Genomic DNA, 17,462 nt, shown 5'->3' on the forward strand with positions numbered 1-17,462 from the left:
GAAAGTAGACATCTGCGAACTGCGGGTTCATTCGGGATTCGACGACACGCCGGGGTCGGTGGAACCGAATCGACATCCGGTGCGTCTGACTGAGTATGAAGGACGTCACAGTGGAACCAGGATCAGTCAGTCAGGCGGCGGGCACTCAGCAGACGGCCGCGGAGCAGGTCGCGGCGCAGGCGAGCGCCGAGCGGATCGACACCGGCGCTCTCGCCGGCACCTTCGGTCTGATCGGTGCGGGATTCCTGTCGGCGCTGGCCGAGGTGGGCGCGCAGCGGACCCGGACATTGGACGAGTTGGCGACGGCGCACGCCTCGACGTCGTCGTCGGCGACGCAGGCGGGCCTCGCCTACTGCCAATGCGACGACACCGGGGCCCGGGAGGTGGCGGTGTGAGCGCCGCACTGCTGATCGCACCGTTGAAGATGCTCGTCTCGGTGCTGGGCACCGGCGTCCTGCCGCCCGGTGCGACGACGGCACTGGCCGACGCCGAGTCGACGCTCGGCGCGGCCTCCGACGAGTCGAGCGGCACGGCCCGCGCCGTCCGGGCGGGGTGGTACGGCGACGGCGGTGACGCGGTCTCCGCGGTCGCCGCGGAGCTCGGGAACGCGGACACCGCGGCGGCCCGGTCCGGGGTGGACGTCGCATCCACGATCGAGACGGCCGCCGGACACGTGCGCACCGCGAACACGGCGTTGAACGCGCTCGTCGACTCGTTCGTCACCGCGGCCTCGGCGGTTCCGGCGGCTGCCACCCCCGCGGGTCTGGCAGTGCTGATCCCGCTGGCGCTCGACCACATCGCACGGGGTGTGCAGGTGATCCAGACCGCGCAGACGCAGCTCGACGCCGATACCGCCGCACTCGGGCGGCACCAGGCGCCCGCCGAGGTGGTCACCACGGAGGCGGGCGGACCGACCGCCGCGACGGCGGGTGCGGAAGGCGGTGTCGCGATCACCCTGCCCGACGGCTCGACGTCGTACGCGCCCAACGAGACGGCGGCCACGGCGGTCCGCGCGGCGCTCAGCGTACGGGGCACCCCGTACGTGTGGGGCGGCACCACCACCGACGGCTTCGACTGCAGCGGTCTCACCCAGTGGGCCTACCACCAGGCGGGTGTCGATCTGCCACGACTCGCGCAGGAGCAGGACACCGCCGGTGCGGCCGTCGCGCAGTCGGACCTCATGCCGGGCGACCTCGCCGTCTGGTCCGGCCACGTCGCCATGTACATCGGCAACGGCCAGTACGTCGAGACCGGCGGCGATCCGGTGGGCGTCACCCCGCTGTACACGAACAACCCCGGCCAGTCGTTCGAGGGCTTCTACCGGCCGCGGACCTGACGGCGTCGCGATCCCTCTTATACTCTGCCCATGACCTCGTCCAGTTCCGGCGACGCCCTCGACATCCACGTCGTCGACCACCCGTTGGCGCGAGCCTGGCTGACCGTCCTGCGCGATGAGGTCACCGACAACACGGCGTTCCGCAGCGCGCTCGCCCGCCTGAGCCGGATGCTCGTCTACGAGGCGTTCGCCGACGCGCCGGTCGACGAGGTCGACGTGCAGACGCCGGTCGGCGTCGCTCCGGGCGTGCGCGTTCGGACGCCACCGCTGTTCGTCCCGGTGCTGCGCGCCGGGCTCGGCATGCTCGACGCGGCGTTGGCGGTCCTGCCCGACGCACGGATCGGCTTCGTCGGCGTCGCCCGCGACGAGGAGACCGCACAGCCGGTCGAGTACCTCGCCTCGCTGCCGGAGGATCTGTCCGGGCAGCCGGTGTACGTTCTCGATCCGATGCTGGCGACGGGCGGGTCGCTGCTGCACACCCTCGACCTGCTCGCCGCTCGCGGGGCCACCGGGATGACCGCGGTGTGCGTCGTCGGCGCGCCGGAAGGCATTGCGGCACTGCGCGACAGCGATCACCGGGTGCGCCTGGTGATCGGCGCCGTCGACGACCGGCTCAACGAACGGAACTTCATCGTGCCCGGCCTCGGTGATGCGGGCGACCGACAGTACGGGCCGCGATAGATGCAGAACGTCCGGCGCCGCGAGTGGCTCCTCGCGGTGATCCTCTCCGCGGTCGCGGGCGGGCTCGACGCGATCGGCTTCCTCGATCTCGGCGGCTACTTCGTCTCGTTCATGAGCGGCAACACCACGCGGATGTCGGCCGAGACCGTCGAAGTCGGCTGGGCTGTGGCCTGGCATGCGGTCGGCCTGGTCGGTCTGTTCTTCGTCGGCGCGGTGATCGGTTCGATGATCGCGCACATCGGCGACGGGCGAGTCACCGTCATGGCGGCGTCGACGGCCCTGGTGGGGGTGTCGGCCGTCGGAACGCTCATCGACGCGTTGCCGTTCCCCGCGGTGTTGGGGGTCGCTGTCGCGATGGGAGTTCTGAATTCGACGTTCCTGCGCGACGGAGAGGTGTCCATCGGCGTCACGTACATGACCGGCACCCTGGTCAAGGCGGCGCAGAGGTTCGGCATGGCGTTGATGGGCGGTCCGCGGTGGGTGTGGGTCCGCTATCTGAGTCTGTGGGCGGCACTGGCCGCCGGGTCGTTGCTCGGCGCCTGGGCGTACTCGGCGTGGCAGATCGCGTCGTTGTGGGCGGTGTTCGCGGTACTGGTGATCACGACGGCCGCGACGTGGTGGTCGCGGCGCGCGCAACCGGCTCAGCTCACCCAGGCCTGAATCATCGACTCGACATGCGGGGTGCCGTCGGGTTCGGTGATGACGAGCGTCGACGTGCTCACCTGGTAGGTGGTGCCGTCGTTCTCGGCGGTGAACGTGCCGCCGCTGCGCACCGGGTAACCGATCTCGATGGATCCGCCGTCGGCCGCCCCCTTGTAGTAATAGCGGCCGGTCTGCGATCCCACCTGACAGATCACGACCTGGGAGCGGTCGGTGTAACCGACGAACACGGCGGCGTCGTCGCCGTTGCACGACGCGGCCGAATCGATGAAGCCCTGCCAGTTCGCACCCGACACGTCCGGCGACGAATGCGAGGTGGTCGGCGGCGCCTGCGTCGTCGTCGGCCGGTCGGCGGTCTGCGACGGCGTCTCGGTGACGGTGACCGTCGAACCGGGTGACGAGGTCTCCGACGGAGAGGTCGACGCGGCGACGTCGGTCGTGTCGTTCGAGTTCGAGTTCGCGTAGACGATCGCCCCGACGGTTCCGCCGATCAGGACCAGCACGCCGGCGACGATCGCGACGATCACGGCCGGTGAGCCCAGCGGGGAACGCCGCGGTGGTTGCGGCGGCATCGGATAGGTCATCGGTGGTCCTCCATGGGGTACGTCGCGATCTGTTCCAGTGCGTGTGCGAGGTCCCCCGACGACTGTTCGCGCTGTAGCCCCAGGCTAGCGCCTGCCCACGGTCGGGTCAGCTGACCGTAGATCTTGAGTTTCGGCTCGGTGCCGCTCGACCGGACGAAGATGCGGAGAGCCTCCTCTCCGTCGGTCGAGCCCTGTTCGCCGGTCGAGTGCGGTCGAGACCCCGTCAGCTCGATTCCGTCGGTCGCGAGCGCATCGTGGCGGTCCGCGTAGTCGGCGACGGTGACCGGGAATCCGGCGACCTCGCCGGGCGGGGACTGCCGCAGCGCGGTCAGGAACGCGGTGATGCGCGCCGGATCGTCGAATCGGAGCGATCGCTGAGCGGTGACGTAGACACCGCGCCGTCGGGCGAGTGCGTCGAGTGCGGCGCCGATGCCGCCGCGCCCGGCCCACGACCGGGCGATCAGCGCGCACGCCACGGCGGCGCTGATCCCGTCCTTGTCGCGGACGGCGTCCGGGTCCACACAGTGCCCGAGGGCCTCCTCGTAGGCGTAGACGAGGGGTTCGCCCGCGCGGACCAGCCATTTGAAGCCGGTGAGGGTGCGCCGGGCGTCGGCGCCGCGCGCGCGGGCGTCGTCGTGCATGAGAGTGCCGGAGACGATCGAGCTCGCTACGACGGGCGGCGGATCGGCGGGTGCGTCGGTCAGGATCGCCTCGCCGAGAAGCGCGCCGGTCTCGTCGCCGGTCAGCATCCGCCAATCGTCGCCGTCGCGGATGCCGATCGCGCACCGGTCGGCGTCGGGGTCGAGGGCTATCGCGAGGTCGGCGTTCACGCGGCGCGCGGTGGCGAGCAGCAGATCGGTGGCCCCGGGCTCCTCCGGGTTCGGAAAGGCGACGGTGGGGAAGTCGGGGTCGGCCTCCTGCTGCCGCGGCACGGGGTGCACGTCGGGAAAGCCGGTGCGGTGCAACGCGTCCACGACGAGGGGGCCGCCGACGCCGTGCATGGCGGTCACCGCGATGCGAACGGGTGCCCCGTCGGTCTCGGGGAACCGTACGGCGATCCGGTCGAGGTAGTCGTCGCGGATGCGGCGGGCGCGGGCGTCGGAGCCCACCGGCGTGCGGGCGACGTCGTCGGCGGCGGCGGAGATCGCGGCCTCGATCTCCCGGTCGGCCGGACCGATGAGCTGTGCTCCGCCGGCCAGATAGACCTTGTAGCCGTTGTCGCCGGCCGGATTGTGCGAGGCCGTCACCATGACTCCGGCGACCGCGTCGAGGGCGCGACAGGCGAACGCCACGAGCGGCGTCGGTCCGGGATCGGGCAGGGCGACGACATCGAAACCCGCGGCGGCGAGCACTTCGCGCGTGGCCGCGGCGAAGTCGTCGGAGCCGTGGCGCGCGTCCCGCCCGACGACGACGGTCCCGCCCGCGTACCCGTGTGCACCGAGCCAAGCGGCCAGACCCGCCGTCGCGCGGGTCACCGTGGCGACGTTCATGCCGTCCGGGCCCTCGCGGACCGGTCCGCGCAGTCCGGCGGTGCCGAAGGCGAGCATCAGGCGATCTCGCCGATCACCGCGGCCAGCAGCCGGCCCATGCGGGTAGCGGATTCGCGGCCGACGGCCAGCACCTCCGCGTGGTCGAGCGCTTCACCGGTGATGCCCGCGGCGAGGTTGGTGACCAGCGACAACCCGAGGACGTCCAGTCCGGCGGCGCGCGCGGCGATCGTCTCGTGGACAGTCGACATGCCGACCAGGTCGGCCCCGATCACACCCAGCATCCTGATCTCGGCCGGAGTCTCGTACTGCGGTCCGGGCAGACCGGCGTACACGCCGTCGTCGAGCGTCGGATCGACGCGGCGCGCGGCTCGCCGCAGCGCGGGGGAGTACGCGTCGACCATGTTCACGAAGTGCGCCCCGCGCAGCGGCGAACGACCGGTGAGATTGATCTGATCGCTGATGAGCACCGGCTGTCCGACACTCATGCCCGGCCGGATGCCGCCGGCCGCGTTCGTCACCACGACGGTGCGCGCACCCGCCGCGGCCGCCGTGCGGATCGGATGGACGACGCGTGCCAGATCGTGCCCCTCGTAGGCGTGGATGCGGCCGAGCAACACCAGGACGCGGGCGTCGCCGATGCGGATCGACTGCACGGTGCCCGCGTGGCCCTGCGCCGACGGCGGGGCGAAGCCGGGAATTCCGGCCATCGCGAGTTCGGCGGTCGGCGCTCCGATCGCGGCCGCCGCCGGTGCCCACCCCGATCCGAGGACGACGGCGACATCGTGGCTGGGACAGGCGGTTTCGGCGGCAATGGTCGCGGCGGCGGCGCGTGCGGCGGCATCGGGGTCGACGGTCGGATCCATGGGTCCACCCTAAGATAAGCTTTTCAGCTATGCCGTACTTGAAGCTGACCGACGACGCAGCCGAGCTCTACCTGGGCACCGAAGGCGTCGAACTGGACGAGGCCAATCCGGAGAATCGCTTTCAGCAGGCGTGGCTCGAACAGGTCACCGGGCTGATCGACGAGGCGATCGCCGCCCGGAAGCCGCTCATCGTCTCGGCGACCGGCAAGTTCTTCTCCAACGGACTCGACACCGACTACGTGTTCGCCAACGCCGGGGCGCTGCCCGCCTACCTCGACTCGGTGCACCAGCTGTACGCGAAGGTGCTGACCGTTCCGGCGCCGGTGATCGTCGCCGTCAACGGTCACGCGTTCGGTGCGGGCGCGATGCTCGCACTGTGTGCGGACCACCGCGTCATGCGCTCGGACCGCGGGTTCTTCTCGCTGCCCGAGGCCGCACTGAACATGCCGTTCACCCGTGGCATGGCCGCACTCGTGCGCACCCGCATGCCCGACGCCTCTGCGACGGAGGCCATGCTCACCTCCCGTCGTTACGGCGGCGCCGACGCGGTGGCCGCGGGCATCGTCGACGAGGCCGTGGCCGCCGACGCGCTGCTCGAGCGGGCCCGCGACGTGGCTCGTGAACGTGCGTCGCTGGTCGGCGACAACCAGGCCGCGATCAAGCGCGGACTGCGTCTGCCCCTGCTGGAGGACTTGAACACGCCGACTCCGGTCACACTTCTCTGATGCTGCCCGTCATCGCCGAGTGGCTCGAGGCGAACACCGATCGCGTCATCGGCTGGCGACGGGAACTGCACGCGTTCCCCGAACTGTCGAAGGCGGAGACCAAGACGACGGCGACCGTCGTTCGCATCCTCACCGAGGCGGGGCTGTCGCCGCAGGTGCTGCCGAAGGGCACCGGCGTGGTGTGCGATCTCGGGCCGACCGACAAGCCGCGGATCGGTCTGCGGGCCGACCTCGACGGACTCCCGGTGCCCGAGCAGACGGGGCTGCCGTTCGCCTCGCGCAACGAGGGCGTCTCTCACTCGTGCGGCCACGACGCGCATTCGGCGATCCTGCTCGGGGTCGGGACGATGCTCGCCGAGATCGATCGGGACCAGGGGCTGCCGGTCGGTGTGCGCCTGCTGTTCCAGGCGGCCGAAGAGGTCATGCCCGGCGGCGCCCTGGACGCGATCGACGCGGGCGTCACCGACGGCCTGAATCGGATCTTCGCGCTGCACTGCGAGCCCCATCTGCGGGCAGGCACCGTCGGCCTGCGCGTGGGGCCGCTGACGTCGGCGGCCGACCGCGTCGAAGTGCACCTGCACGGTCCGGGCGGGCACAGCTCGCGACCGCATCTGACCAGTGACCTCGTGTATGCGATGGGTGCGATCGTCACCGGGCTGCCCGGCATCCTGTCCCGTCGGATCGACCCGCGGTCGGGGACCGTCGCGACCTGGGGAGCCATCCACTCCGGTGACGCACCGAACGCCATCCCGCAGGAGGGACGCATGCGCGGCACCGTCCGCACCGGCGACCATGAGACGTGGCAGCAGCTGGAACCGTTGGTGCGCAGCGTGATCGGCGAGATCGCCGCACCGCTCGGTGTCTCGGCCGACATCACCTACTTTCGCGGTGTGCCGCCGGTGGTCAACGACGCCGACTCCATCGCGATGCTGCGCCGCAGCGTCGAGGCCCTCGGCCCGGGCTCGGAGGTCGACACCCCGCAGTCGGCGGGCGGCGAGGACTTCGCCTGGTACCTCGAGCGCGTCCCGGGCGCGATGGCGCGGTTGGGCGTGTGGAGCGGCGAGGGGCCGATGTGCGATCTCCACCAGCCCAACTTCGACATCGACGAGCGGGCGCTGAACACCGGCATCGCCACACTCGCCGGAGTGGTCCTCGATTCCTGACACCGTCGACGGCCCAGCGGTCCGGACCCTGCTCCCACTGGTAGAGGACCTGCCTGCAGGTCGGTCGCAGCACCCGATGGCCCGGGGGCGTTCGCGGTGAGATCGCGGAGTCGGTCGCACTCGTACGCCGTCGATCCACACCTGGGGAGTGATCTGCGGGTTCGGCGTCGCCAGCCGACGACGGATCTGCCCGCCCGATCAGTCGTCGTCGAGCGGGGCGTCCGGGCCCGGTCCCACGTTGCGGGCCTCGTGCAGGCGCAGGCGTTCGACGTAGTCGGCCGGTGCGCCCGCCACCTCGGCGGCGTCTGCCATCACGCCCAGATAGCGAGCCGACGGCAGACCGCCCTCATAGCCGTCGATGACGTACAGCCAGGCGAGGACCGGGCCGTCGGCGGTGTCGACCCGTGCGCGGACCTTGCGATGCACGCCGAGATCGGTGCCCTCCCACTGATCGAGGTTCTTCTCGTCCTCGGGCGGCACGTCGTACAGCACCACGAAGACGCAGGCGGACGGGTCGTCGCGATCCTCGGTGACCGTCGCGAGCGAACCCTCCCAGCCGATGTCGTCGCCGGCGAAGGTCAACCGCCATCCGTTCAGCCACCCCGTGGACGACATGGGGGAGTGCGGTGCCCGCTGCAACATCTGCGCGGGATCCATGTTCGAAGCGTAGGCGGCGTAGATCGGCACGCGACCAAGCCTATGCGCTCACGCGATGCGGCGGAACCGTGACCCGGCTAAGTTTGTATGGTCAGCCCCCGAACTCGTCAGTAACAGGAGAGTGCCACTGTGTCCAGAATCGTCATCATCGGCGGAGGTCCGGCCGGGTACGAAGCGGCCCTCGCGGGGGCGGCCTACGGTGCCGACATCACGATGATCGATTCGGACGGACCGGGCGGTGCCTGTGTGCTGTGGGACTGCGTGCCGTCGAAGACCTTCATCGCCTCGACCGGTATCCGCACCGACGTCCGTCGCGCGCGCGACCTCGGCGTGCAGGTACAGGTCGACGCCTCGCACATCGACCTTCCGCGCATCCACCAGCGGGTCAAGGATCTCGCGTTCGCGCAGTCGGCCGACATCCGCGCGCGGCTGACCACCGAGGGCGTCAAGATCGTCGCGGGCCGCGCGCGACTCGCGCAGACCCAGCCGGGCGTCGGCGCGCACACCGTGGTCGCGACGCTGACCGACGGCAGCGAGCAGGAGTTCGAAGGAGACGTCGTCCTGATCTCGACCGGTGCGTCGCCCCGCGTGCTCCCGACCGCCGTGCCCGACGGCGAGCGCATCCTGAACTGGCGCCAGCTCTACGACCTCGAGGTGCTGCCCGAGCACCTCATCATCGTCGGCTCGGGCGTCACCGGCGCCGAGTTCGCGCACGCCTACACCGAACTGGGCGTCCAGGTGACCCTCGTGTCCAGCCGCGACCGCGTGCTGCCCCACGAGGACGAGGACGCCGCCCTCGTCCTGGAGGACGCGTTCTCCGAACGAGGTGTGACGCTGATCAAACATGCGCGCGCCGACCGGGTGACACGTGACGAGACCTCGGCGACCGTGCATCTGGCCGACGGTACGACGGTGACCGGCTCACATGTGCTGATGACGGTCGGATCGGTGCCGAACACCGACGGACTCGGCCTCGACGACGCCGGAGTCGCGACCGATCGCAACGGCTACGTCACCGTCGACCGGGTCAGCCGCACCTCGGTGCCGGGCGTCTACGCCGCGGGCGACTGCACCGGACTCCTTCCGCTGGCGTCGGTCGCGGCCATGCAGGGGCGGATCGCGATGTACCACTCGCTCGGCGAGGGCGTGAGTCCGCTGCGGCTCAAGACCGTCGCGTCGGCCATCTTCACCCGGCCGGAGATCGCGAACGTCGGCGTCTCGCAGAAGGCGATCGATGCGGGCGAGTACCCGGCGCGCACCGTGATGCTGCCGCTCAAGACGAATCCGCGCGCCAAGATGAGCGGTCTGCGACGAGGCTTCGTGAAGATCTTCTGCCGCCCGGCGACCGGTGTGGTGATCGGCGGCGTCGTCGTCGCGCCGAACGCGTCGGAGCTGATCCTGCCGATCGCGCTGGCCGTGGAGAACAAGCTGCAGGTGTCCGAGGTGGCCAACACGTTCTCCGTGTACCCGTCGCTGTCCGGATCGATCGCCGAGGCCGCGCGCCAGCTCGTGCGGCACGACGACCTGGACTGATCTCCGCGAGTTGCCCGGAGCGGGGTTATTCTAATATTCTTTGGAATATGGCTTCCTGGGGTGATCTTGCGGCGCGTGAGCACCGCTCGTCGGTGATCGTGCTGGCGGGCGGCGTCGCGCTCTATGCGATCAACGTCTATCTGACCACGTCGCTGCTGCCGAACGCGGTGGCCGACATCGGTGGCGAAGAGCTCTATTCGTGGACGATGACGGTGTTCCTCGTCGCGTCCGTGATCTCGTCGATGCTGGTGAGCCGCACGCTCGCTCGGTTCGGCGCGCGCTGGGCGTACGCGGTGAGTTTCACGGGCTTCGCGCTCGGCACGGTGATCGCGGGCGTGGCCCCGACGATGATCGTGATGCTGGTCGGTCGCGCCGTACAGGGTTTCGCCGGCGGCGTGCTCGTGGGACTGGGCTTCGCCGTCGTCCGGACCGTGTTGCCGGCGAACCTGTGGCAACGCGCGATCGCACTGATGTCGGCCATGTGGGGTGTCGGCAACGTGGTCGGCCCGATCGTGGGCGGCCTGTTCGCGCAGTTCGGCATCTGGCGCGGCGCGTTCGCTCTGCTCGCGGTGATCGCCGCCGGTCTGGTGGCGCTGACGTTCCGGGCTCTGCCCGCGGGGGCGGGCGCGGCGGGGGCCGCCGATCCGATTCCGTGGGCGTCGCTGTTCCTGCTGACCGCGGCGGCCGCGGCGGTGTCGATCGCATCGATCGTGGACGGGACGGCGACGATCGTCCTCCTGGTGGTCGCGGTGGCGATCGGCGGCGCATTCGTGCTGTGGGAGCGGATCGCGTCGTCGCGCGTCCTGCCCGAGATGACCTACCGCGGACGGTCGCCGCTCCGGTGGATCTACCTCGCGATCGTCGTCCTCGCGGTGGTCTCGACGATCGAGATGTTCATTCCGCTGTTCGGGCAGCGGCTCGGCGGTCTCGGACCGCTCGCGGCCGGTCTGCTCGGCGCCGCGATCTCGTGGGGCTGGACCGTGGGAACGTTGTCGAGCAGCGGTGCCGAGACCGATCGGATGCGCCGCGCGGTGCGAGTGGCCGGGCCGCTGATCCTGGCCGCGGGACTCGCGGCCTACGGCCTGCTGCAGGTGGACGATCCGTCGGGCTGGGTGATCGCGGGCTGGTATCTGACCCTGCTGGTCGCCGGAACCGGCATCGGCATGGCGATCTCGCACTGGTTCACCGCGGGCATGCGGGTGAGCACCGACGACGCCGAGGCCGCCCAGGCCTCGGCCGGACTCAACACCAGCCAACTGATCGCGAACGCCTTCGGTTCGGCGTTGGCCGGCGTGTTGGTGGCGCTCGGCGGTCCGAGCACCGTGGGCTCGGCGCGCGTGCTGACCTTCGGGTTCGTGATCATCGCGCTGCTCGGGGTGCTGATCGCCTTTCGTGAGTTCGCCGCGGCCCGGGGATGGCGGAACGCCGAGACTGCGGAACGGGCCGTGTTGTGACATCGGGCGACGTGTACTCGCAGCTGGCGCGGATCGGAAAGGCGCTGTCGAATCCGCTGCGACTGCGGATCCTCGATCGTCTGGAGACGGGGGAGCACACCGTCGACGAGCTCGCCGAGGCCACCGGGATCCCGGTCAAGAACACGTCCGCGCAGCTGCAGCAGCTGCGCGCGGCGCAGTTGGTGATCGCCCGCCGCGACGGTGTGCGCATCCACTATCGGATCGCCGGCCCCGCGACCTCGACGTTTCTCGGTGCGTTCAGCGAGTACGCGCGTGTGTCGCTGGCCGATCTGCGCGATCAGCTCGCCGCCCTCGACGCTGAGCGGTCCGCGCTGGAACCGGTCGGGGTCGACGAACTCGCGCGGCGACTGGACGACGTCGTGCTGGTGGACGTGCGGTCGGCGGACGACTTCGCGCGCGGGCACATCGCCGGGGCGATATCGATTCCGGTCGCGCAGCTGCACGATCGGATCGCCGAGGTACCGGCGTCGGGCGATGTCGTCGCGTACTGTGCGGGGCCGTACTGTGTGGCCTCAGCCGACGCCGTCGGTGTGCTGACCGCCTCGGGTCGCGCCGCGCGTCGCGTCGACGGGGGAGTCACCGCGTGGGTCCGGTCCGGGCATCCGCTCGAGACCTGATTCAGGCGGCGAGGAATCCGTCGATCTGGTTGATCGCGCCGGACGCCCCTTCGATGGCGCCCATGTCGAGGACCTTCTGCAGTGCCTCGGCAGTGGCGTACTTGGACACGTACGCCGCGCGCGTGCCGGAATCGATCGCGGTGAACGTGTACTCGTTGAGACCGACCGGCATGTCGTCGACCGGATCGAGGTCGGCGTCGGCGAAGCCGTCGTCGAACGCGAGGAACGTCGGCGCGTCGATGTGCGTGAACTTCCACCAGCCGCCGAACTTCTCACCCTCGGGCGAGGTCATGTAGTACGTGGCGCGGCCGCCGACACGGAAGTCGTGCTCGACGAACGTGGCGGGGAAGGTCGGCGGACCCCAGATCTTCTCGACCTGGCGCGGGTCGGCGTAGATCTGCCAGACACGTTCGACCGGGGCGGCGAACTCGGCGGTGATCGTCAGGGTGAGGTTGTCGGTGTCGGTGGTGACGTCGATCACGGGCATGATGAGCTCCTTGATGGGATTCGATGCGGTTCAGGGATTGTCGGTGACTTCCGCGGCGAGTATGTCGTCGATCCGCGCGATGCGACCGCGCCAGATCTGTTCGATCTCGTCGAGCATCGACGACACCGAACGCACAGCTTCCACATCGCCTGACGCCATCTGCTGGCGTCCGTCTCGTCGTTTGACGATCAGTCCGGCCTTCTCCAGGACGGCGACGTGCTTCTGTACCGCGGCGAAGCTCATGTCGTACTTCTCCGCCAACGCGCTGACCGAGTGCTCACCGGCGAGGACGCGTCGCAGGATGTCCCGGCGCGTCCGATCGGCGAGTGCGTGGAACAGGGCGTCCGCCCGGTCCTCGTCGATCTCGGCCATGCACTAAACATACAACCGATTAGTTGTATGTCAAGGGTGTGCCCATCATGCGGTGGGGTGCAGACACGATGCGCGTGCGTCGGCCGCCGCGCTCCTTCGACGTGCGCGCGGCCGCTCGGTGAGCGTCTACGCCAGACCGAAGCTGTGCTCCACCGCCTGGTTCCATCCCCGATACAAGGCGGCGCGCCGATCGTCGGCCATCGACGGCTCCCAGCGGCCGCCCTGCGCCCAGTTCGCGCGGATGTCGTCGGTGGACTCCCAATAGCCGACGGCCAGTCCCGCGGCGTACGCGGCGCCTAGCGCGGTGGTCTCGTTGACGACCGGTCGGACGACGGGGACCGACAGGATGTCGGACTGGAACTGCATGAGCAGTTCGTTCACGACCATCCCGCCGTCGACTTTCAGGGTGCTGAGCGCGACGCCGGAGTCGGCCTCCATCGCCTCGATCACCTCGCGGGTCTGGTAGGCGCTGGCCTCCAGGACGGCGCGGGCGATGTGGTTGCGATTGGCGAACCGGGTCAGTCCGACGATGACGCCGCGGGCGTCCGATCGCCAGCGGGGCGCGAACAGCCCGGAGAAGGCCGGAACGAAGTAGACGCCGCCGTTGTCGTCGGCGGCGCGCGCCAACTGTTCGACTTCGGCTGCGCTGGAGATGATTCCGAGGTTGTCGCGCAGCCACTGGACCAGTGAGCCGGTCACCGCGATAGACCCCTCCAACGCGTAGCGGGCAGGGTCGTCGCCGATGCGGTAGCAGACCGTCGTGAGCAGACCGTGTTCGGAGTAGACGGGTTCGGTACCGGTGTTGAGAAGCAGGAAGTTGCCGGTGCCGTAGGTGTTCTTGGCCTCGCCGGGGTCGAGGCAGGCCTGTCCGAACATCGCCGCCTGCTGGTCGCCGAGGATGCCCGCGAGCGGCACACCGGGTAGGGCGCCCGCCGAGCGCAGGGGAGCGATCACCTCGGAACTGCTGCGGATCTGCGGCAGCATCGAGACGGGGACGCCCATCTCGGCGCAGATCTGCTCGTCCCAGTCGAGGGTGTGCAGATTCATCAGCATCGTGCGGGAGGCGTTGGTGACATCGGTGACGTGCAGTCCTCCGTCGACGCCGCCGGTCATGTGCCAGGCCAGCCACGAGTCCATCGTCCCGAACGCGAGGTCGCCGCGTTCGGCGCGCTCGCGGGCACCGTCGACGTTGTCGAGGATCCAGCGCACCTTGGGTCCGGCGAAGTAGGCGGCGAGCGGCAGTCCGGTCTGCTGCCGGTAGCGGTCGGGTCCGACGTCGCCGCCCAACTCCCGGCACAGGGCGTCGGTTCTGGTGTCCTGCCAGACGATCGCGTTGTAGACCGGCTCGCCGGTCGCCCGGTCCCAGACGACGGTGGTCTCGCGCTGATTGGTGATGCCGCAGGCCACGACATCGCCCGGGAGCAGTTCGACCGCCGCCATCGCGGCGGCCGCCACCCGCCGGGTGTTGCGCCAGATCTCCACGGGATCGTGCTCGACCCAGCCCGCGCGCGGGAAGATCTGCTCGTGTTCGAGCTGCTCGGACGCGACCACCCGGCCGGCCCTGTCGAACACCATGGCGCGCGTGGACGTGGTGCCCTGATCGATTGCGACGACATACTTACCGCGAGAACTCACGGCCACAGTGTGTCACGTCACAGGCTCGTCCCGGATGTCCGCCTACCCTCCGGTAGCCTTGCGCGCATGGAGACCGAGTTCAATCCGGACCGCCCCGCCGACCTTTCCCCGGCGTACCGGGACGAGGCGTGGCGACGTCTCGGCAGCGAGCAGTTCGACATCGTCGTGATCGGTGGCGGCGTGGTGGGCGTCGGCGCGGCGCTCGATGCGGCGACCCGGGGTCTGCGCGTCGCACTCATCGAGGCGCGGGACATCGCGTCGGGCACCTCGAGTCGGTCGTCGAAGATGTTCCACGGCGGCCTCCGCTACCTCGAACAGTTCGAGTTCGGTCTGGTCCGCGAGGCGCTGCGCGAACGCGAACTGTCACTCCGTCTGCTCGCACCGCACCTGGTGAAGCCGCTGCCGTTCCTGGCCCCGATCACCCACCGTTTCTGGGAGCGCCCGTACATGGCCGCCGGACTGTTCCTGTACGACCGGATGGGCGGCGCGAAGTCGGTTCCGGGGCAGCGCCACGTGACCCGTTCGGGTGCATTGCGGGTGGCCCCGGGCCTCAAGCGCAGCGCGCTCGTCGGCGGCATCCGCTACTACGACACCGTCGTCGACGACGCCCGCCATTCACTGACCCTGGCGCGCACGGCGTCGAACTACGGAGCGGTGATCCGCACCTCGACCCAGGCCGTCGGCTTCCTCACCGAGGCCGACCGGATCAAGGGCGTGAAGGTCCGCGACAGCGAGACCGGCGAGACCACCGAGATCGCCGCCCACTGCGTGATCAATGCGGCGGGCGTGTGGACCGACGAGGTGCAGGCGCTGTCGAAACAGCGCGGGCACTTCACCGTCCGTGCGTCCAAGGGCGTGCACATCGTGGTGCCGCGCGACCGGATCGTGTCCGAGACGGCGATCATCCTGCGCACGGCGACGTCGGTCCTGTTCGTGATCCCGTGGGAGACGCATTGGATCATCGGCACCACCGACACCGACTGGAACCTCGACCTCGCGCATCCGGCGGCCACGCGCAAGGACATCGACTACATCCTCGACCGCGTCAACACCGAACTGGTCACCAAGCTGACGCACGACGACATCGAGGGCGTCTACGCCGGCCTGCGTCCGCTCCTGGCGGGCGAGGACGAGGGCACGTCGACGCTCTCCCGCGAGCACGCGGTGGCCGTCGTCGCGCCCGGGCTGGTGTCGATCGCGGGCGGCAAGTACACGACCTACCGGGTGATGGGCGCCGACGCGGTGGACGCCTGCACCGACTATCTGCCGTCGCGGGTGGCCTCGTCGATCACCGAGCGGGTGCCGCTCGTCGGCGCCGACGGATACTTCGCGCTGATCAACCAGTGCGAGCACCTCGGTGAACGCCACGGTCTGCATCCGTACCGGGTGCGGCGTCTGCTCAACCGGTACGGCTCGCTGTTCGACGACGTGCTGCTCTACGCCGATGAGGACCGCTCGCTGCTCCGTCCGCTGGAGGCGGCGCCGCAGTATCTGCGTGCCGAGATCGTGTACGCCGTCGCCGCCGAAGGCGCGCTGCACCTGGAGGACGTCCTGGCCCGACGCACTCGCATCGCCATCGAGTACAGCCATCGCGGCGTCGACTGCGCCCGTGAGGTGGCCGAGCTGATGGCTCCGATCCTCGGCTGGGACGAGGCGACGACCGGCGACGAGGTCACGACCTACACCGCCCGCGTCGAAGCCGAGATCGCCTCACAGCGGCAGCCCGACGACGCGTCCGCCGATGCGTTGCGGGCGGCGGCTCCGGAGGCCCGCAAGGAGATCCTCGAACCGGTTCCGGTGCCGGAGTAGAACTCGCCCGACCGTTCGCATCGTCCGCTGGACCACCTCGAAAGATCCGCAACAATTCTCATTTGGGAAGTCTTTCCCTCCGTTATCGACGACTTTACGATCGATACAGCGCGATACGGACTATGAGGAGGATCGATGCTCGATACCGTCGAAGGTCAGGGATGTGTTCACTTGTCCGTCGATCGCGACACGGGTGTGGCGACATTGACTCTCGAGAACATCGGGAAGCTGAATGCGATCACCCCGGGAATGATCGCCGACATTCATACGCGGTGCGATGAGATCGACGCCGATCCGGCGGTTCGAATGCTGGTCGTTCGGGGCGCGGGCGGCACGTTCTCGTCGGGATCGGACATCACGGAGTTCGCGCGGTTCGTCGACGGTCGCGACGGCGTCGAATACGATATGCGATTCGTCGAGCTCGTCGGACGGGTGGAATCGGTCTCGGTTCCGACCGTGGCGCTGGTCGAAGGCGCTTGCGCCGGAGCGGGACTGGTGATCGCGGCGGCATGCGACATCAGAGTGGCGACCGACGACGCGTATTTCGCATTGCCCATTGCTCGGACCCTCGGCAATACGCTGTCTGCCTATCCGCTGGCCCTGCTCGCCGACAAATTGGGGGAGTCGACTCTGATGTCCCTCGTCGTCCGCGCACATCGATATTCCGTGATAGACGCGGCGGAATCGGGATTCGTCACAGAGATCGTCGCCGAGCCCGGATCGTCGCAGCGGGTGAATCAGATATTCGCGGATATCACGGGAGTCTCCGCCGTCACGATCGTCTCGGTCCGCGAGACGATGCGTCGACAACGGCTTCGTCGACTCGCCGACACCACGGACCTCGTATTCCACGCGTACGGATCGGCGGAATTCATGTCGTCGGTACGGCGATTCCTCGGGGACGACGACGCGTCGGATTCGATCAGTTCACGACCCGTTCCGGCTCCGGCCCGATCCTGAACCTGCGGCCGCTGATCTCGTCGACGGCGATGCGCACGTAGACGGTCTTGAGCGTCGGTATCCACGGGCGCAGGGGAGCGCGGTCGGCCTCCTGGATCTCGTCGGTTCCGGTCAGAATGTGGGCGGCGCCCTTGGCGATCACGCTCCAGCCGACCCGGCTGGTGAACGCGTCGGTTTCGAAGCAGACGCGCTCGTTCACGGCGAGCGAGGAGAGCTTGGTCCCTTCGGCGGTGCGCAGCAGAATCGTCCGGCCGTCCACGTGGACGTTCAACGGGAAGATCTCGGGCATGTCGTCGACGCTGACCGCGAGCCGTCCGAACACGGTGCCGCTCAAGAGCTCCCAGGCCTGCTCGTCGGACATCTCGGTCACTGCGTCGTTGTGGGTCGTCATGCGTCCATCGTCCCGCCATCGGCA

19 protein-coding genes are annotated in these 17,462 nt (G+C 69.5%); 11 read left to right on the forward strand and 8 right to left on the reverse strand.

What is annotated here, in order from left to right; translation table 11 throughout:
* Nucleotides 1–95 precede the first annotated feature (95 nt).
* Genes BKA16_RS11065 through BKA16_RS11080 form a run of 4 tightly spaced genes read left to right on the forward strand, consistent with a single transcriptional unit; the run spans nucleotide 96 to nucleotide 2,677 of the window.
* On the forward strand, nucleotides 96–395 hold the full coding sequence (locus BKA16_RS11065; protein WP_246371733.1) for a type VII secretion target: 300 nt from the start codon (nucleotides 96–98) through the stop codon (nucleotides 393–395).
* Nucleotides 392–1,336 carry a C40 family peptidase gene (locus BKA16_RS11070; RefSeq protein ID WP_343067373.1) on the forward strand — a complete coding sequence of 315 codons (945 nt, stop codon included), beginning with the start codon at nucleotides 392–394 and terminating at the stop codon, nucleotides 1,334–1,336. Before BKA16_RS11065 ends, BKA16_RS11070 begins: the two co-directional genes overlap by 4 nt.
* A 30-nt stretch (nucleotides 1,337–1,366) precedes the next feature.
* The gene (gene upp / locus BKA16_RS11075; RefSeq protein ID WP_183370698.1) at nucleotides 1,367–2,017 is read left to right on the forward strand and encodes a uracil phosphoribosyltransferase; all 651 of its coding nucleotides are present in this window, start codon (nucleotides 1,367–1,369) and stop codon (nucleotides 2,015–2,017) included.
* The gene (locus BKA16_RS11080; protein WP_183370699.1) at nucleotides 2,018–2,677 is read left to right on the forward strand and encodes a YoaK family protein; all 660 of its coding nucleotides are present in this window, start codon (nucleotides 2,018–2,020) and stop codon (nucleotides 2,675–2,677) included.
* Here BKA16_RS11080 and BKA16_RS11085 read toward each other — a convergent pair.
* From BKA16_RS11085 to BKA16_RS11095, 3 genes are read right to left on the reverse strand one after another with little or no spacing between them, the layout of a single operon-like run.
* Nucleotides 2,659–3,261 carry a hypothetical protein gene (locus BKA16_RS11085; protein ID WP_183370700.1) on the reverse strand — a complete coding sequence of 201 codons (603 nt, stop codon included), beginning with the start codon at nucleotides 3,259–3,261 and terminating at the stop codon, nucleotides 2,659–2,661. The genes BKA16_RS11080 and BKA16_RS11085 overlap by 19 nt on opposite strands.
* Complete coding sequence (locus tag BKA16_RS11090; protein ID WP_183370701.1) at nucleotides 3,258–4,808, reverse strand: phospho-sugar mutase; 1,551 nt, start codon at nucleotides 4,806–4,808, stop codon at nucleotides 3,258–3,260. The genes BKA16_RS11085 and BKA16_RS11090 overlap by 4 nt, the downstream gene beginning before the upstream one ends.
* A complete protein-coding gene (locus BKA16_RS11095; protein ID WP_183370702.1) occupies nucleotides 4,808–5,614 on the reverse strand; it encodes a purine-nucleoside phosphorylase in 807 nt (268 codons plus the stop codon). Before BKA16_RS11095 ends, BKA16_RS11090 begins: the two co-directional genes overlap by 1 nt.
* Nucleotides 5,615–5,643: 29 nt before the next feature.
* Between BKA16_RS11095 and BKA16_RS11100 the strand changes: the two genes are divergently transcribed.
* Entirely contained in the window at nucleotides 5,644–6,339 is a 696-nt protein-coding gene (locus BKA16_RS11100; RefSeq protein WP_183370704.1) for an enoyl-CoA hydratase/isomerase family protein, read from the forward strand.
* Complete coding sequence (locus BKA16_RS11105) at nucleotides 6,339–7,502, forward strand: amidohydrolase (RefSeq protein WP_183370706.1); 1,164 nt, start codon at nucleotides 6,339–6,341, stop codon at nucleotides 7,500–7,502. The genes BKA16_RS11100 and BKA16_RS11105 overlap by 1 nt, the downstream gene beginning before the upstream one ends.
* A gap of 198 nt (nucleotides 7,503–7,700) precedes the next feature.
* Here the strand turns inward: BKA16_RS11105 and BKA16_RS11110 are convergent, their stop codons facing one another.
* A complete protein-coding gene (locus BKA16_RS11110) occupies nucleotides 7,701–8,189 on the reverse strand; it encodes a gamma-glutamylcyclotransferase (protein WP_183370708.1) in 489 nt (162 codons plus the stop codon).
* A gap of 99 nt (nucleotides 8,190–8,288) precedes the next feature.
* On the opposite strand from BKA16_RS11110, the gene BKA16_RS11115 reads away from it, so the two are divergent.
* From BKA16_RS11115 to BKA16_RS11125, 3 genes are read left to right on the forward strand one after another with little or no spacing between them, the layout of a single operon-like run.
* Nucleotides 8,289–9,692 (forward strand): NAD(P)H-quinone dehydrogenase, encoded by a 1,404-nt coding sequence (locus tag BKA16_RS11115; protein ID WP_183370710.1) that lies wholly within the window; start codon nucleotides 8,289–8,291, stop codon nucleotides 9,690–9,692.
* A 47-nt stretch (nucleotides 9,693–9,739) separates the two neighbouring features.
* The gene (locus BKA16_RS11120) at nucleotides 9,740–11,146 is read left to right on the forward strand and encodes an MFS transporter (protein ID WP_183370711.1); all 1,407 of its coding nucleotides are present in this window, start codon (nucleotides 9,740–9,742) and stop codon (nucleotides 11,144–11,146) included.
* Nucleotides 11,143–11,784, forward strand: coding sequence for an ArsR/SmtB family transcription factor (locus tag BKA16_RS11125; protein ID WP_343067375.1), 642 nt, complete (start codon nucleotides 11,143–11,145; stop codon nucleotides 11,782–11,784). The genes BKA16_RS11120 and BKA16_RS11125 overlap by 4 nt, the downstream gene beginning before the upstream one ends.
* 1 nt (nucleotide 11,785) lies before the next feature.
* On the opposite strand, the gene BKA16_RS11130 is transcribed toward BKA16_RS11125, so the two are convergent.
* The 3 genes from BKA16_RS11130 to glpK form a co-directional block, all read right to left on the reverse strand.
* Entirely contained in the window at nucleotides 11,786–12,271 is a 486-nt protein-coding gene (locus BKA16_RS11130; RefSeq protein WP_183370714.1) for an SRPBCC family protein, read from the reverse strand.
* Between the two features lie 30 nt (nucleotides 12,272–12,301).
* Nucleotides 12,302–12,643: an ArsR/SmtB family transcription factor gene (locus BKA16_RS11135; RefSeq protein ID WP_183370716.1), complete on the reverse strand. Its 342-nt coding sequence runs from the start codon at nucleotides 12,641–12,643 to the stop codon at nucleotides 12,302–12,304.
* 126 nt (nucleotides 12,644–12,769) lie between these two features.
* Nucleotides 12,770–14,278: a glycerol kinase GlpK gene (gene glpK, locus BKA16_RS11140; protein WP_183370717.1), complete on the reverse strand. Its 1,509-nt coding sequence runs from the start codon at nucleotides 14,276–14,278 to the stop codon at nucleotides 12,770–12,772.
* Between the two features lie 66 nt (nucleotides 14,279–14,344).
* Between glpK and BKA16_RS11145 the strand changes: the two genes are divergently transcribed.
* Both BKA16_RS11145 and BKA16_RS11150 read left to right on the forward strand, forming a co-directional pair.
* Nucleotides 14,345–16,087 carry a glycerol-3-phosphate dehydrogenase/oxidase gene (locus BKA16_RS11145; RefSeq protein ID WP_183370719.1) on the forward strand — a complete coding sequence of 581 codons (1,743 nt, stop codon included), beginning with the start codon at nucleotides 14,345–14,347 and terminating at the stop codon, nucleotides 16,085–16,087.
* Between the two features lie 135 nt (nucleotides 16,088–16,222).
* On the forward strand, nucleotides 16,223–17,047 hold the full coding sequence (locus BKA16_RS11150) for an enoyl-CoA hydratase-related protein (protein ID WP_183370721.1): 825 nt from the start codon (nucleotides 16,223–16,225) through the stop codon (nucleotides 17,045–17,047).
* On the opposite strand, the gene BKA16_RS11155 is transcribed toward BKA16_RS11150, so the two are convergent.
* Nucleotides 17,010–17,438 carry a pyridoxamine 5'-phosphate oxidase family protein gene (locus BKA16_RS11155; RefSeq protein WP_183370723.1) on the reverse strand — a complete coding sequence of 143 codons (429 nt, stop codon included), beginning with the start codon at nucleotides 17,436–17,438 and terminating at the stop codon, nucleotides 17,010–17,012. The two genes, BKA16_RS11150 and BKA16_RS11155, sit on opposite strands and share 38 nt — an antisense overlap.
* Between the last annotated feature and the right edge of the window lie 24 nt (nucleotides 17,439–17,462).

Origin of the sequence: Gordonia humi (assembly GCF_014197435.1) — a bacterium.
In the GTDB taxonomy this organism is placed as follows: domain Bacteria; phylum Actinomycetota; class Actinomycetes; order Mycobacteriales; family Mycobacteriaceae; genus Gordonia; species Gordonia humi.